The organism is Bacillus sp. C30 (genome assembly GCF_040838255.1).
Taxonomy (GTDB): Bacteria; Bacillota; Bacilli; order Bacillales; family Bacillaceae_G; genus Bacillus_A; species Bacillus_A mycoides.
Genome location: NZ_JBFPJH010000079.1, coordinates 1 through 13,441, shown reverse-complemented (window position 1 = coordinate 13,441; position 13,441 = coordinate 1). Strand labels below are relative to the sequence as shown.

Genomic DNA, 13,441 nt, shown 5'->3' with positions numbered 1-13,441 from the left:
ATAAAATACACTTTACAATCAAATAGTGAGGGGACTATATTTTCATTTGAAAATACTAAAGTTTAGAGCAATTTACATAAAACCAACACCTCACAACCATACTAATAAAATGTGTTGGAGGTGAAATTTATGGACAAAAAAGACTTTGAAAAAGTTTATAATGATTACTTACATCAAGGAGAAGAGCAAGCTCAATTTGAAGTAGACAATGAAGTCAATTCAGGAGCAGAACAAATTGTTGCCGTTCGTAAAAATGATGAAGGTGATTTAATTGCTTTTAAAACAAGTAGTGGCAGAGAATTAGATTATATTACTGCCCTTGATGAAGCAAAATCAGGAAAGTTAGCTCATGTGGACGTATTTCATAAGTATGGCAGGGATATTATACGTAGTGAACCTGATGGTATGAAAGAAAATAACTTAGATAATTTACCTTCATTTTAAACGGGTAAACCTCAAGAAGAGAATGTTAATGTGGATATTCTCTTCTTTTCTTTGCTAAGTTTTCCCTACAGATAGACAGTTCATTTCTAGAGTGAAATCTCTTTTTTAAAAAGCTCTCTAAATTTCTCTCTATCTTCTGCTGTAAATGGTTTTGGCCCCTTTGTACGCTTGCCGCTTTTTCGAACCATTGCACTTAAATAACGTGTTTGTAATAGTTGTTCAATGTTTTCATTCGTATACTTATAGCCTTTATGGTGTAGAACGATACAGCCTTTTGCTAAAGCAAGCGAAGCAAGACCGTAATCTTGCGTTACGATTAAATCTTCTTTTTTTGCTAACTGCATAATCCGGTAATCCGCAGCATCTGCTCCGGAATCAACATAAATTGTTTCCACACCTGTTGGCTGCTTAGCATTAGAATAATGAGAGAAACTAGTAACGAGGGTAACAGGAATTTCGGCATTCGTAGCTTCATAAATAATCACATCTTTTACAGGACAAGCATCTGCATCAACGTAAATCTTCATTTTATCACTCCTATGAATAGGTTCGTGTTGATAATAATGGTAGATTTTGCTTTTGTCAAACGAGACTTCTTTACATAATGTTATTTCCCACAAACCAAAATAGCCTCACGCAAACGAGAAATACCTTTTTCAATTTGATCAATATTCACTTTCCCGTAAGATAAACGAATATAACCGTCTTTAGCACCGAAAATACTACCCGGCATAAAGGCGATTTCTTGTTTTAAGCTTTGCATAATGAGTTGTTTTTCGTTTATAGGTTCGTTTAATTTTCCCCATATGTATATACCACCGGTTGGGCTTGAGAAAGAGATTTTATCGTGAAGTTGCTCGTTTAGGGCACGAACGATAATGTCTCTTTTGTCTGCTAGTTGCTTTCGTAAAGGAACTATATGCGACTGAAATGGAACTGTTTCGAAAAATTGTTGGATAAGCCACTGCGGGAATATACTCATTCCTAATTCCATTTGGTGCCTTGCGTCTGATAACCTCTCTACTACAGACTGAGGGGCGACAAGCCAGCCAACTCGTAAACCTGGTGCAATCATTTTAGATAAGGAATGTACATAAATGACTGTTCCGTTTTCATCTATCGATTTCAAAGTAGGACAAGGTTGTTTCTTTTCTAGCGTAAGTAAACTAGATGGATCATCTTCAACAATCGCAATTCGTAAGTCTGCGCAAAGTGATAACAGTTTCTTTCTACGGTTTGGATGCAGCATCGTTCCCGTAGGATTTTGGAAATTTGGATTTAAAAAAATCATTTTAATACGGTGTTTTCTATATAGCTCTTGCACATCGTCTGGATTAATACCGTGTTCATCGACAGGTAATGGAAAAATACGAATACCTGCCGATTGGAATAACGGTAATGAATAACAGTGTGAAGGGCTTTCGAAAGCGACTGCGTCACCTGGATTTAATAAACATTGTACGATAAGGTGAAGTGCTTGTTGGGCGCCGGATGTAATCATAATCGATTGTTCGGTCGCTTCAACTTTTAAATATTCCTTCATATATTTTACTACCGCTTGTCTTAGCGGGAGATAGCCTTGCGGATGATCATAACTTAATGAATGCGTTAACGGTTGTTCTCGTAAAATTGTTTGTAGTTGATCGTGAGGATAAAGGTTACAACCGAGCTCTCCGTTTGCGAAATCTATAATGTTGTCATTTTGTTGTACTTCTGCCCGAATATGGCGAAGTAACGGTAAGTTTGGTAAAAAAGTACCACCTTCTACGAAACCTCTCCAGTTCGGCGTTAATGTTGGAGAAACGCCCCACATATGTGTACTTACACGTGTACCTTTACCAGTCGTACTTTCTACAATTCCCATAGCACGTAGTTCATTATAAGCAGTTGTTACCGTACTTCGGTTTACATTTAACTGCGTAGCTAATTTCCGTTCTGAAGGGAGGAAGCTACCTGGGGGAAGTTCTCCGTATGTAATACGTTTTTCAATAAAGTCAACAACTTGCTGATAAATTGGGATTTTACTGTCGTTATCTAGCTTCCATTCCATACAAACGCCTCCGCAAATCTTATATACATTAAGTATAACAAATTGGCTGGGTAAAAAAACAGCCAATTGGACGGTGTTATATCCAGCCAATTTTACTATGCTAAATAGGGAAGGGGAGATTCGGATGAAACGATGGCAAATGGAATGGCTCCTAGTATCAGTAGCATTAGTATGGGGAGCAAATTATACAATTGGAAAGTATGGCGTGGCATATATGTCATCCATTCAATTTAATAGTTTACGATTTTTAGTAGCATCACCGGTATTATTACTTATTACATTTTTAATGGAACGCTCATTACGTATTGAAAGAAAAGATTGGTTACGATTACTAGCAGTCGGTATCGTTGGAACGACAATGTATCAAACGATGTTTATGCTATCTGTGAAATATACTTCAGCAACGAACGCCTCATTATTAATTGCGATGTCACCTATATTTACAGGGATATTAGCAGTATTGCACAAACAAGAACGTTTTTCGATGAAAGTACAAATTGGTTCAATAGTAGCGTTTATTGGTGCAGCATTCGTTTTATTAACAGGGCATACGGGAGGAGCTACATACGAGTATGCGTGGCTCGGAAATGTAATTGGATTAGTCGCAGCAATTGCGTGGGGATGGTATCCCATTTTAGCGCAACCACTTATCACAAAATACTCCGCAATGAGAGTCACATCATGGTCTACTTTAATTGGAATTGTACCTCTCGTTATATACTGTTTATTCAATGTAAATACATTAACGTGGCCAGTAGATACGCCAAGCTGGGGATCACTAGCATATTCAATCGTCTTTGCGACAATCTTCGGACTTGCAATGTGGTATGTCGGTATTAGTAAAATCGGTTCAACGAAAGTAATGGTTTATATGTATCTGGTACCATTGTTCGCAGTTATCTTTGCAGCTGTAACAATTGGAGAGCAAATCAATATGATGCAACTCGTTGGCGGTCTTATAATCTTCATCGGCTTATATGTTGTAAAAAAAGGCGGAATCAAAAAGCCAGCTCTCAATTTGAAAAAAGTAAGTTAGTAGTAAAAATGATCTCTTTTATATAGAAGGAGATCATTTTTTATTTCGTAATAAAAGCGCTTGTTCAACAGCCCATTTTTGATGATCATGAATTAAATGTTCTATAGCAAGCGATGGAGACATCCATTGTAAAATATGGTCTTATTCATGAACTTCAACTTCATGAATCTTCTTTTTCGGCATAAAAATATCGTGCTGCATTACCGATAGAACGATCAATTTCAATCGCCCAACCTAATTCCTCTAGTAATTCACGATGTAAACATGCTTCTTTCGTTTCCGTACTTTCCATACCGTCACCAGGTAAAAAGTAATGTTCTCCTTTTTCGATGATAGCTATTTTTGAGCAAGTATTGTTAAAAATAACCGCATAGCAACTAGGCCGTAATACATACTGGACGGTAGGGTTTTTAGAGATAAATGTCGGTTTCGAAATCATAAAACACGACCTTTCTCTATAAAATACATAAAAGGGATATTAAGGTAAATGTAGAATTATGTAAGTATAATCTTATATGAGTGGAGTGATATCAACATGATAAATCGAAAGTGTTCACGATGTAAAGAAATAACAGGTACATTGCATGGTGGTAAAAAAATTAAAGAAGAATTTCTATGTGAAGACTGTTTGCAAAAAGGAATTGCGAGTGGGGAAATCGAATTATCACAAGTGGAGCAAGAACAAACCTCGTATCTTTCTATAAAAATATTAAAAATAATGAGTGTTATTTATTTAATAGTATCTATTATAACTGCTTTTTCTGCTGGAGCACTTATACAGGATCCAGGGCTTGGTGGAATATCATTTTCAATAACAGGTGCAGTTGGTGTTATGATAATTGGATCGATATTCCAGTCTGTTCTTGTATTTTCAGGTATTTGGGTATTCATTCTGTTAGTCGAAACGGTTATTAAAATATATGAAAAAATGAAGTGAGTGAGAGGGAGAAATACATGCGAGTAAGAAACATTCAAGGGGAAGATTATGTAAAGATTCATTCTGTATTAAATGATTGGTGGGGCGGAAGAGATATGGCTAGTATGTTGCCGAAGTTGTTTTTCGTTCACTTTCAAGAAACGAGTTTTATCATTGAAGAAGATGGCGAAACGTTAGGTTTCTTATGTGGATTCTTTTCACAAACATATAAAGATGAAGCATATGTTCATTTTATAGGTGTAAATCCGAAGTTTAGAAGAAGAGGAATCGCATCGACATTGTATTCTTATTTCTTTGATGCTGCTCGTGCAAATAACCGTAAAGTTGTAAAAGCAATTACGTCACCAATTAATAAAAAGTCGATACAGTTCCATCAAGAAACTGGCTTTCGAATTGAGGCTGGGGATGATGAGGTAGAGGGTGTATCGGTACATACAAATTATGATGGGAACGGCGGTAGTAGAGTGTTATTTTTAAAAAATGTGTAAAAGGAGGCTAGCTTAACGTTAGCCTTTTTGTTGTGAGGAGTGATAAATATGGAGAGTTCTCAAAGTAGAAACGAGTATTTACGACGTGTTTATAAAGTGCAAGACTATATAGAATCACATATAAATGATTCACTTTCAATTGAAGATTTAGCTAATGTGGCAGGCTTTTCAAAATTTCATTTTCATAGAATTTTTAAAGGGATGATGGATGAGTCGTTATCTCGGTATGTGAATCGTTTGAAATTAGAGAGGGCAACACACCTTCTTACTTATCGTACAGATATGACGATTACAGACATTGCGTATTACTTCGGGTTCACAGATTCAGCAGTTTTCTCCCGTACATTTAAAAGTTATTACGGAGTAAGTCCGTCTCACTATAGAAATCACAATAGCAAGAAGTGCAAAGACGTTAGCGAAGATTCTCAATACAATGAGTGTAAGAAGGTTCGAGGAGAGGTCGAAATTGTAACAGCGGACAACGTAAACGTCGCATACATAAGACATGTAGGTACATATAAAGATTTAGCTATAGATTTTCCGAAAATGATAGAAAAACTATTTCATTACGCATCGGAGCAAAACTATCATGTATTTGAGGATACGAAAGTATTAACCATTTACCACGATCATCATGAATTTACTGAGGACTATCATTTAAGAACAAGTCTATGTATAACAATTCCAGATGAGTCCGCAGTAGAAACGAGCGACATTGGAATAATGGTAATACCTTCAGGCAAGTATGCGGTAGGTCATTTTGAAATATTCCAAGATGAATATAAAGGAGCATGGAATTTCTTGTACGGTGAATGGTTGCCAAATAGCGGATATAAACCGAAAGATTCGTATCCTTTCGAAGTATATAGAAATGATCCAAGGCAGCATCCCGAACATAAACATATAGTTGATATATATGTACCTATCGAACCTTTTTAATCATAGATTAAGGGGGAAGAACGATGAAAACTGCTGAACAGTTAGATTGGACTATAAAAGAAAACTATAAAAATATAAATGGTGTATTAGTTGTACAAAAAGGTAATGTTACTTTTGAAAATTATTATAATGGTTACGGTCCAGATGATGCACGTCATGTAGCATCTGTCACAAAGACGATAATCTCCGCGTTAATTGGGATATGTGTAGATAAAGGGTATATAAAGAGCGTTGATCAAAGAGTAATAGAATTTTTCCCAGAATATAATTGTAATTCATCTGAAATAACAGTACGACACCTTCTTACAATGACAGCTCCATATCCTTATATAGACTGGCAGGAACCGTTAGAAGAACTATGTACACAAATGGACTGGGTGAAGTATACGTTAAATAGGGCAGGAAAAGGTGGAGAAATTGGACCTTTTAAATATTCATCGGCAGGCGCACATGTACTATCAGCAATTATTACGAGTGTAACAGGGAAAAGTGCTCGTGAGTTTGCGAACGAATATCTATTCCAGCCTATCGGCATAAGAGAAATTCCAAACTACAATATGAAAGCATTTGGATTTGATGACTTATTCGGAAAAGATGTAAAGGGATGGGTTCACGATCCCAATGGTATTTCAACTGGCGGATGGGGACTTACGTTAGCAGCTAGAGATATGGCTAAGTTTGGACAGATGTATTTGAATGAAGGTATTCATAATGGAAAGGAAATTCTTTCAAAATCGTGGGTACAAGAATCCATAGCGATGAATTCAAATCAATACGGTTACTTATGGTGGTTACGAGAAGAAGATGGGGTCTTTTCATACTGTGCCATGGGTGATGGTGGGAATATGATTTGTTGTATTCCGGAGAAGGAATTGGTGGTGGCGATTGCATCTGAGATTATACCGGAAGTGAAGGATATATGGGGGGAGCTAATTTCAAAATATATTCTTTCTAGTGTACAGTCAAATAATTAAATTTAGTTTAAAATATGGTATGAATTGGAATTTTATACCATTTTTTGCTATTATATATAAGTAAGAGATAGAAAGAGATTTCACTAGATGGATAAAAGACGTTGTTTGAAAGGTGAGGGTATGATGACAAAGTCTAATGTTGTAGAAATCATTTCAGCTTTAGTAGCTATTATCGGTGTGTATGTACTAATAAATGCACTAGAAATGGGGAGTAAGGCAACAAGTGAATCTGTTGCAGAGCAGGGCGGTCATATGGATACAAGTACGTATTTAGCTTTATTACAAGGATACGGAAATTCTTATACAATTCTAGGCGTGACTTGTTTATTTATGGGGTTGCTCAGTTTAATTTCGATCATTTCAATTCAAGTATATAAAAGTAAATAGAGGTTGAAAAAACAATGCTCCTGCCAAATTGACAGGAGCATTGCTCGTATAAATAAGTATTTTCGTAGATGTGTACTTATCACTATGACTTAGTTGAAATATTTTTCAACCCCTCTTTATCGTCTTCATTACTGTCGAATTCGATAAAAAGTTATGTCACAAGTTGCAAATTTAGATGACGTTATATTAACTATAGAAAAAAATGAAAAATACCCGTAACTTTTTACAAGGGAAAATCGTTAAACAAAAGAAAAGGTTTTTAATCATGCGCTTGATTGAATGGGGGAAAAAGAATGAAGATTCTAATACTGGGCGGTACACGTTTTTTAGGAAGGGCTTTCGTAGAAGAGGCTTTGAATAGAGGGCATGAAGTTACATTATTCAACCGTGGAACAAATAAAGAAATTTTTCCTGAAGTAGAGCAGTTAATCGGTGACAGAAATGATGATGTTTCAAGTTTAGTAAATCGAAAATGGGATATGGTCATAGATACATGTGGATTTTCTCCTCATCACATTAGGAATGTAGGAGAAGTACTTAAAGATAATATAAAGCACTATACATTCATCTCAAGCCTTTCCGTATATAAAGATTGGATCCCGCATCACATAAAAGAAGACTATATATTACAACCTGAACCACCAAGCGATAAGGTGAAAGCTGTAGAGAATGGTGAAATATCTCCATATGAGTATTACGGTGCGTTAAAAGTATTATGTGAAACAGAGGCAGAGAAGTATTGGCCGGATCGCGTTTTACACGTAAGAGCAGGACTTCTTTCAGGAATGTTTGATTATACAGATCGGCTTCCATACTGGATTCAGCGCGTAGCAAAGGGCAGTAATATGTTAGTTCCTGGTAGGAAAGACCGCCCAGTACAGTTCGTTGATATAAAAGATGTCGCAAGCTTTGGACTAAACATGGCAGAAAACAATAAAGTAGGTACATTTAATGTAACGGGTCCGAAAGATGAATTGACGATGGAAGAGCTATTAAATACGTGTAAAAAGGTTACAAATAGCGATGCTGAATTCGTTTGGGTAGATGAATCATTTATGAAGGAATATAAAGTGCAGCCGTGGATTGAAATGCCGTTATGGCTTCCAGAAACTTTTGCATTAGAAGGTGAAATGAAGCCGTGGAAAGGTGGATTTTCTATTAATATAGAGAGCGCAGTTAAAGAGGGTCTTACTTTTAGAAGTTTAGAAGATACTGTTACAGACGTGTATGAGTGGATGAAAGAAACGAAACATAGGGAATTAAAGGCAGGTATTTCAATTGAAAGAGAAAAGGTGCTGTTAGATAAGTGGTATGAAATAAAGAGAGGTTAAATAAGAATCTTATGAAAAAAGGACTCTGTCTATTGGTTAAACAGAGTCCTAATATTAGTCTACCACTCAATCGGTTCTTCCCCGTACATTTCCCATAGCTTAGGAAACATCTTTTTCAAACCTTCTTCGTCATCTTCATCCCAGTCTAACTCGATATCAACTTCCTCAAATTCTTCATTTGATAAGACATGGTATAGTGTAAAGTATGTATCATCTTCATCCCCAGTCTTCTCCAAATATACTTCTTGTCCGAAATATAGCGTAAGTTCTTCTATTTCTGGAACATCATACTCGCTCAAATTTTCTAATACAGGAATTAACCGTTCTGGATTTTCAATACATGCTTCGTAAGTCTCTTTTCCTTGATATAATAACCATCCACGGAAATAATCAAAGCTATCATCCGAACAACCACCCATAATAATATATGCAGCTGCCCATAAGTGAGGCGTATAGGAAGCTTTTAAAATACGATGCATATGTGTGTCAAAAGCTACAATTTCATGTACTGTACGTTTAGAAAGGTGAGAAGTGAGCCATTCTATTTGTTCTTCTTGGTCTTCGCCTTTCGTTTTTGCACGAGCGATTATCTCCCAAAATTCTTCTTCTGTTATCGTTTTTTCTTTTATGTAATCTTCCCCTAGAATAGGGTCGGTATATCCTTTTTTTCGTTTGGAAGCGATTAGTTTGTTAGCTTCTTTTATGCATTCTTCTTCTGTTTCAAACTCTTTCGCTTTCACACTACCAGCTGTGCCAATTTTTCCGTAAAACACAACGTAGTCTCTATCTTTCACAACGATTTTCCAAAACTTATTTGATTTCTCAGTTTGCTGGATTAATAACGTTTCCATTCGTACCCCCATATTGCTTTTCTAGTATGCATTGTGATTGTAACATATGTATAAATACCTGTAATGACAAAAAGGTAAGTGTAGTTTTCGGAAAGTTCGAAAATCATTGAATGAAATAGAAAAATTTAGTAATCTTATTTGTACAGCACATAAATAATAGTTTTGTAATGATACATTGGAGGGGTTTGTTGTGGATCTTACGTTTAAAGTAGAGGAAACATGTTTTAATTACCGAGTCGGAGCAATTTGTAAACATGATAATAAAATACTCATTCTGCAAGGTGACGGTGAAGATTTTTGGTACGTACCAGGCGGAAGAGTGAAAATGCTAGAAAATAGTGAAGATGCGTTAAAACGAGAGCTTGCAGAAGAACTAGGCGTACCTATTGAAGTGAAGAGATTAATATGGTCAGTAGAAAACTTCTTTACACTTTCTGAGCGAAAGTTTCATGAGATTAGTTTTTATTATGAAGTAGAATTGCATGAATTACCTGCAAATGGGGCGGATCAATATATTCTTGAAGAAGCAGGTAGAAAATATTTATTTAAGTGGGTGCCGGTAGAAGAGTTACATGCATATAACTTACAGCCAGCGTTTATAAAAGATAAAGTAAAGGATGTATCAGTTCATACAGAACATATCGTTTTACAAAAGTAAGCGTGCTTGGAGGGGAAAACGGTGAAGGGGACTAAAAAAGAGATACATATAGATGATAAAGTCATTCGTTACACACATATCGAAAAAGGTTCTAATACAATTTGTTTTATGTTCTCAGGTTCAGGCTACAATTATGACAAGCCGTTATTTTATTATGCAACGATGCTTATGCTTGAAAATAAAATAGATGTAGTACATATTCATTATTCCTACGATGGACAATTAATGGAAAAACCAATGGAAGAAATAACGAAAGTAATGATGGATGATATTAATCCTGTCATTATTGAAGTGCTAAAAAGTGGGCAATATAGCAATTCGATGTTTTTAGGAAAATCACTCGGAACAATCCCGATTGCGAATGATTTAATGAAGAGAGAAGAATTTCTACGGTCAAAAATGATATTGCTTACACCATTACTAACTTTTGATTCTATTTTTGATTCGATCTTACATAGTCATCACGAAGGGCTTTTAGTAATTGGAGATAAAGATCATCAATATAATGCAAATCAAATAAATCAGTTACATAAAACGAATTTACAGATTGAAGTTGTCAAAAACGCTAACCATTCTGTAAATGTTGGAGAATTTGAAACCGAGAATTCGATCGAAGCGATAGCAAAAATAATAGAAAAACTTAAAGAAGTTGTTAGGAAAAACTAACCTATCAATACATGCAAAAAGAGGTGCGAATGGCACCTCTTTTTTATTTAATAAGCCTTCAAAACACGAAGAAAATAATCCCTCCGATTTAGCGGATTAAAGTCAACACGTTTTCGAGTAGGGAAGGGAGCCGTCAGCTTTGTGAAACCAGTTGGCTTTGTTATAAAGATACCTTCTCCTTCAGTAAATGAATGGAGCATTCGTTTAAAATCCTCTGTTTTTGCAACAGGTAATGATCCTGTTAAATGGTAAGAATCATTATGCAACGTAGGCTCTGCAAAAGTTGCTGGGATAGCAGCTAGTTTATACATTGCGGTACTAATTGCGTGCTCCGGAACAGTTAATTCAAATTCATTTATTGGTTCAAATACACATGTTTTGGCTTGTTTTAAAGCATCCATTAATACGAGCGGTGTTAAATTTCTAAAGTCACTCGCTGTTGTAACAGGACTGGCATAGCCGGTATGTGTTAATGTGACGATAATGTCCGTAACTTCCCATCCAAATAAACCTTGTTTTAACGTTTGAAATACTGTATCTTCAATCGCTTTATGAAATGCTAAAGGCAGTGATCCAAGTTCAACACCTAAGTTATACGTTATGCCAGAGTTAAGCGCGCCACGTTCAACTTTGAACCCAATTGTTGCGTAAAAAGGATTTTCTTTTTCACCCATTACTTCAACGCTATTCCCTAAGTCAATTGGTTTTTCAATACATACAACTCGCGTGTTTGAAAAGGTAACTTGTAGACGGTATTTTTCATAAAGTGTTGTTTCAATAACTTCTTTTTGCACTTCACCGAAAAGGCGAATGTATAGTTCATTATGAACATTGTCTTTCCAAACTTTAATGAGAGGATCTTCTTCGCATAGCTCCATAAGTGCAGCGTATAAATCATGAATTCGCTCTTTAGGCACTGCTTCAATAGCAGCTTCCATTTGTGGTTCGGCAAAGTGAATATCCTTTATATAATCCGTCCGCTTACCGATAATATCACCAATTTTGATATTCGTAAGTCCCCATACTTTGCAAAACTCTCCGCTTTGAACAGTAGAAGATTGAACGGCATCTCCATTATGAAACATGCACATTTTTTTAATCTTTTCCTTATGTGGTAGAGACTCTCCACGCTGTATATCAACATATTTTCTAACGTGTAAACAACCAGAAAATAGTCTTACGTAAGCAATCTTTTCGCCAGAAGATTCACGTTCAATTTTAAAAACAACACCGGATAATGTTTCATCTTGTGCCGATTTAGTAGCTGGAATTAAGGCTGAAATATTTTTAAGTAATTCAGTTACTCCTATACCTGTCATTGCTGAACCAAAAAAGATAGGAAACACATTTGCTTGCTGTATTTGCTTTTCGAGTTCTTTTCTTAATAGTGCATCCGGTATTATTTCGTTATTTACATATGACTCAAGCAATGATTCGTTAAATGGTGCTAATCGTTCAATACAATCGTCATAGGATTTATATTCAATAATCCGAGCGTCCTTTGTACCTTCGTTTTCTACAGAGTAGAAGGGGGATGCTTCATTTGAAAGAAGCTCTTTTATTTGTTTCACAACTTTTTCAGTATTTGCGCCACTACGGTCTATTTTATTAACAAATAATATAGTAGGTATGTTTAATTTCTGTAATGTCCGCATTAAAATCTTCGTTTGTGCTTGCACACCTTCAACGGCAGAGATAACTAAAATCGCACCGTCTAAAACGCGGAATGATCGCTCCACTTCAGCGATAAAATCAGCATGTCCAGGTGTATCAATAACATTTACTTTTAAATCATCAATAAAGAAAGAAACGACAGATGCTTTAATCGTAATTCCGCGTTGTCTTTCTAATTCCATTGAGTCAGTTTGCGTATTACCACTATCTACTCGGCCAATTTCTTTAATCACATTCGTCTCATAAAGAATTCGCTCAGTCAAACTCGTCTTGCCAGCGTCTACGTGCGCGACAATCCCTATATTTATTGTTGTCATATATAAATATCCTCATTTCATTTTCCATTTTCATTTCCTCATTTCTATTTGTGTATTGCCGCATTACAATCACTCTCCAGTCATTTGAATTATTACTATTATAATGTAATTTACATTTTTTGTAACGTCATAAAACGTCTTATTTTGGAAAAATATTAATAGACGAATTTCAAAAAAATAAATAGTGAAAACAAAATGCTTGCATTATAAATCGATATAGATTATATTAATTGACATATCAACTATTGATACATCAAATATTTTTGTTTTGCATGTAAAGGAGGGGTAATTTGACAAGTTCATGCTCAAAAGAAGCAATAATTTTATATAAATTACACTTTCTAAATAAAGAAGTAAGTTCGAAGTTTGAAGGGTGTACGGGTATGAGTCAATCTAGACTAGAGCTTATACTTCAGTTATATGAAGTAGATGAAATTAGTCAAAAAGCACTTCAGCAAGAAGTGAATATTGATAATGCCGCGATTACGAGGCATTTAAAACAGCTGGAAGCAAACGGAATGATTACAAGACGTAAAAATCCAGATGATAACAGAATTACGTTAGTTTCTCTTACAGAAGAGGGGCGAAATAAAATTCAAGTGTATCAAGAGGAAAAAGAGCGTTTCGCTACTTCAGCATTTAAAGGATTAAGTGAAGAAGAACGCGACAATCTTTTAACGATGTTAGAC

At 35.6% G+C, this 13,441-nt stretch carries 15 protein-coding genes and 1 pseudogene; 11 read left to right on the top strand and 5 right to left on the bottom strand.

Features of this window, described 5'->3' with window-relative positions; translation table 11 throughout:
• The first annotated feature begins 129 nt into the window (after window positions 1-129).
• The gene (locus tag AB3X49_RS10400) at window positions 130-444 is read left to right on the top strand and encodes a DUF3892 domain-containing protein (protein ID WP_367961891.1); all 315 of its coding nucleotides are present in this window, start codon (window positions 130-132) and stop codon (window positions 442-444) included.
• 86 nt (window positions 445-530) lie between these two features.
• Here AB3X49_RS10400 and AB3X49_RS10395 read toward each other — a convergent pair whose 3' ends face one another.
• Together AB3X49_RS10395 and pdxR are read right to left on the bottom strand one after the other, a co-directional pair.
• The gene (locus AB3X49_RS10395; protein WP_367961889.1) at window positions 531-971 is read right to left on the bottom strand and encodes a YaiI/YqxD family protein; all 441 of its coding nucleotides are present in this window, start codon (window positions 969-971) and stop codon (window positions 531-533) included.
• 80 nt (window positions 972-1,051) lie between these two features.
• Window positions 1,052-2,494, bottom strand: coding sequence for a MocR-like pyridoxine biosynthesis transcription factor PdxR (gene pdxR / locus AB3X49_RS10390; protein WP_367961887.1), 1,443 nt, complete (start codon window positions 2,492-2,494; stop codon window positions 1,052-1,054).
• A 124-nt stretch (window positions 2,495-2,618) separates the two neighbouring features.
• On the opposite strand from pdxR, the gene AB3X49_RS10385 reads away from it, so the two are divergent.
• Window positions 2,619-3,530, top strand: coding sequence for a DMT family transporter (locus AB3X49_RS10385; RefSeq protein WP_002168110.1), 912 nt, complete (start codon window positions 2,619-2,621; stop codon window positions 3,528-3,530).
• Window positions 3,531-3,563: 33 nt separating this feature from the next.
• On the opposite strand, the pseudogene AB3X49_RS10380 reads toward AB3X49_RS10385, so the two are convergent.
• A pseudogene (locus tag AB3X49_RS10380) lies at window positions 3,564-3,969 on the bottom strand (NUDIX domain-containing protein).
• 96 nt (window positions 3,970-4,065) lie between these two features.
• Here AB3X49_RS10380 and AB3X49_RS10375 point away from each other — a divergent pair.
• The 6 genes from AB3X49_RS10375 (at window position 4,066) to AB3X49_RS10350 (ending at window position 8,586) form a co-directional block, all read left to right on the top strand.
• The gene (locus AB3X49_RS10375; RefSeq protein WP_002013574.1) at window positions 4,066-4,467 is read left to right on the top strand and encodes a DUF3980 domain-containing protein; all 402 of its coding nucleotides are present in this window, start codon (window positions 4,066-4,068) and stop codon (window positions 4,465-4,467) included.
• 17 nt (window positions 4,468-4,484) lie between these two features.
• Entirely contained in the window at window positions 4,485-4,955 is a 471-nt protein-coding gene (locus AB3X49_RS10370; protein ID WP_113709935.1) for a GNAT family N-acetyltransferase, read from the top strand.
• A 48-nt stretch (window positions 4,956-5,003) separates the two neighbouring features.
• Complete coding sequence (locus tag AB3X49_RS10365) at window positions 5,004-5,894, top strand: AraC family transcriptional regulator (RefSeq protein WP_367961884.1); 891 nt, start codon at window positions 5,004-5,006, stop codon at window positions 5,892-5,894.
• Window positions 5,895-5,917: 23 nt separating this feature from the next.
• Entirely contained in the window at window positions 5,918-6,868 is a 951-nt protein-coding gene (locus AB3X49_RS10360; RefSeq protein WP_367961882.1) for a serine hydrolase domain-containing protein, read from the top strand.
• Between the two features lie 87 nt (window positions 6,869-6,955).
• Window positions 6,956-7,255, top strand: coding sequence for a hypothetical protein (locus AB3X49_RS10355; RefSeq protein WP_367961880.1), 300 nt, complete (start codon window positions 6,956-6,958; stop codon window positions 7,253-7,255).
• Window positions 7,256-7,548: 293 nt separating this feature from the next.
• Window positions 7,549-8,586, top strand: a complete 1,038-nt coding sequence (locus AB3X49_RS10350) for an SDR family oxidoreductase (protein ID WP_367961878.1) — start codon at window positions 7,549-7,551, stop codon at window positions 8,584-8,586.
• A 59-nt stretch (window positions 8,587-8,645) separates the two neighbouring features.
• Here the strand turns inward: AB3X49_RS10350 and AB3X49_RS10345 are convergent, their stop codons facing one another.
• A complete protein-coding gene (locus AB3X49_RS10345) occupies window positions 8,646-9,437 on the bottom strand; it encodes a DUF4240 domain-containing protein (protein ID WP_002142312.1) in 792 nt (263 codons plus the stop codon).
• 190 nt (window positions 9,438-9,627) lie between these two features.
• Between AB3X49_RS10345 and AB3X49_RS10340 the strand changes: the two genes are divergently transcribed.
• Together AB3X49_RS10340 and AB3X49_RS10335 are read left to right on the top strand one after the other, a co-directional pair.
• Window positions 9,628-10,095 carry an NUDIX hydrolase gene (locus tag AB3X49_RS10340; RefSeq protein WP_016127192.1) on the top strand — a complete coding sequence of 156 codons (468 nt, stop codon included), beginning with the start codon at window positions 9,628-9,630 and terminating at the stop codon, window positions 10,093-10,095.
• A 21-nt stretch (window positions 10,096-10,116) separates the two neighbouring features.
• Window positions 10,117-10,761 carry a hypothetical protein gene (locus AB3X49_RS10335; RefSeq protein WP_016127191.1) on the top strand — a complete coding sequence of 215 codons (645 nt, stop codon included), beginning with the start codon at window positions 10,117-10,119 and terminating at the stop codon, window positions 10,759-10,761.
• Between the two features lie 47 nt (window positions 10,762-10,808).
• On the opposite strand, the gene tet is transcribed toward AB3X49_RS10335, so the two are convergent.
• Window positions 10,809-12,752 (bottom strand): tetracycline resistance ribosomal protection protein, encoded by a 1,944-nt coding sequence (gene tet, locus AB3X49_RS10330; protein ID WP_367961874.1) that lies wholly within the window; start codon window positions 12,750-12,752, stop codon window positions 10,809-10,811.
• Between the two features lie 290 nt (window positions 12,753-13,042).
• Between tet and AB3X49_RS10325 the strand changes: the two genes are divergently transcribed.
• Window positions 13,043-13,441, top strand: a 399-nt coding sequence (locus tag AB3X49_RS10325) for a MarR family winged helix-turn-helix transcriptional regulator (RefSeq protein ID WP_367961872.1), incomplete at its 3' end; no start/stop codon positions are given.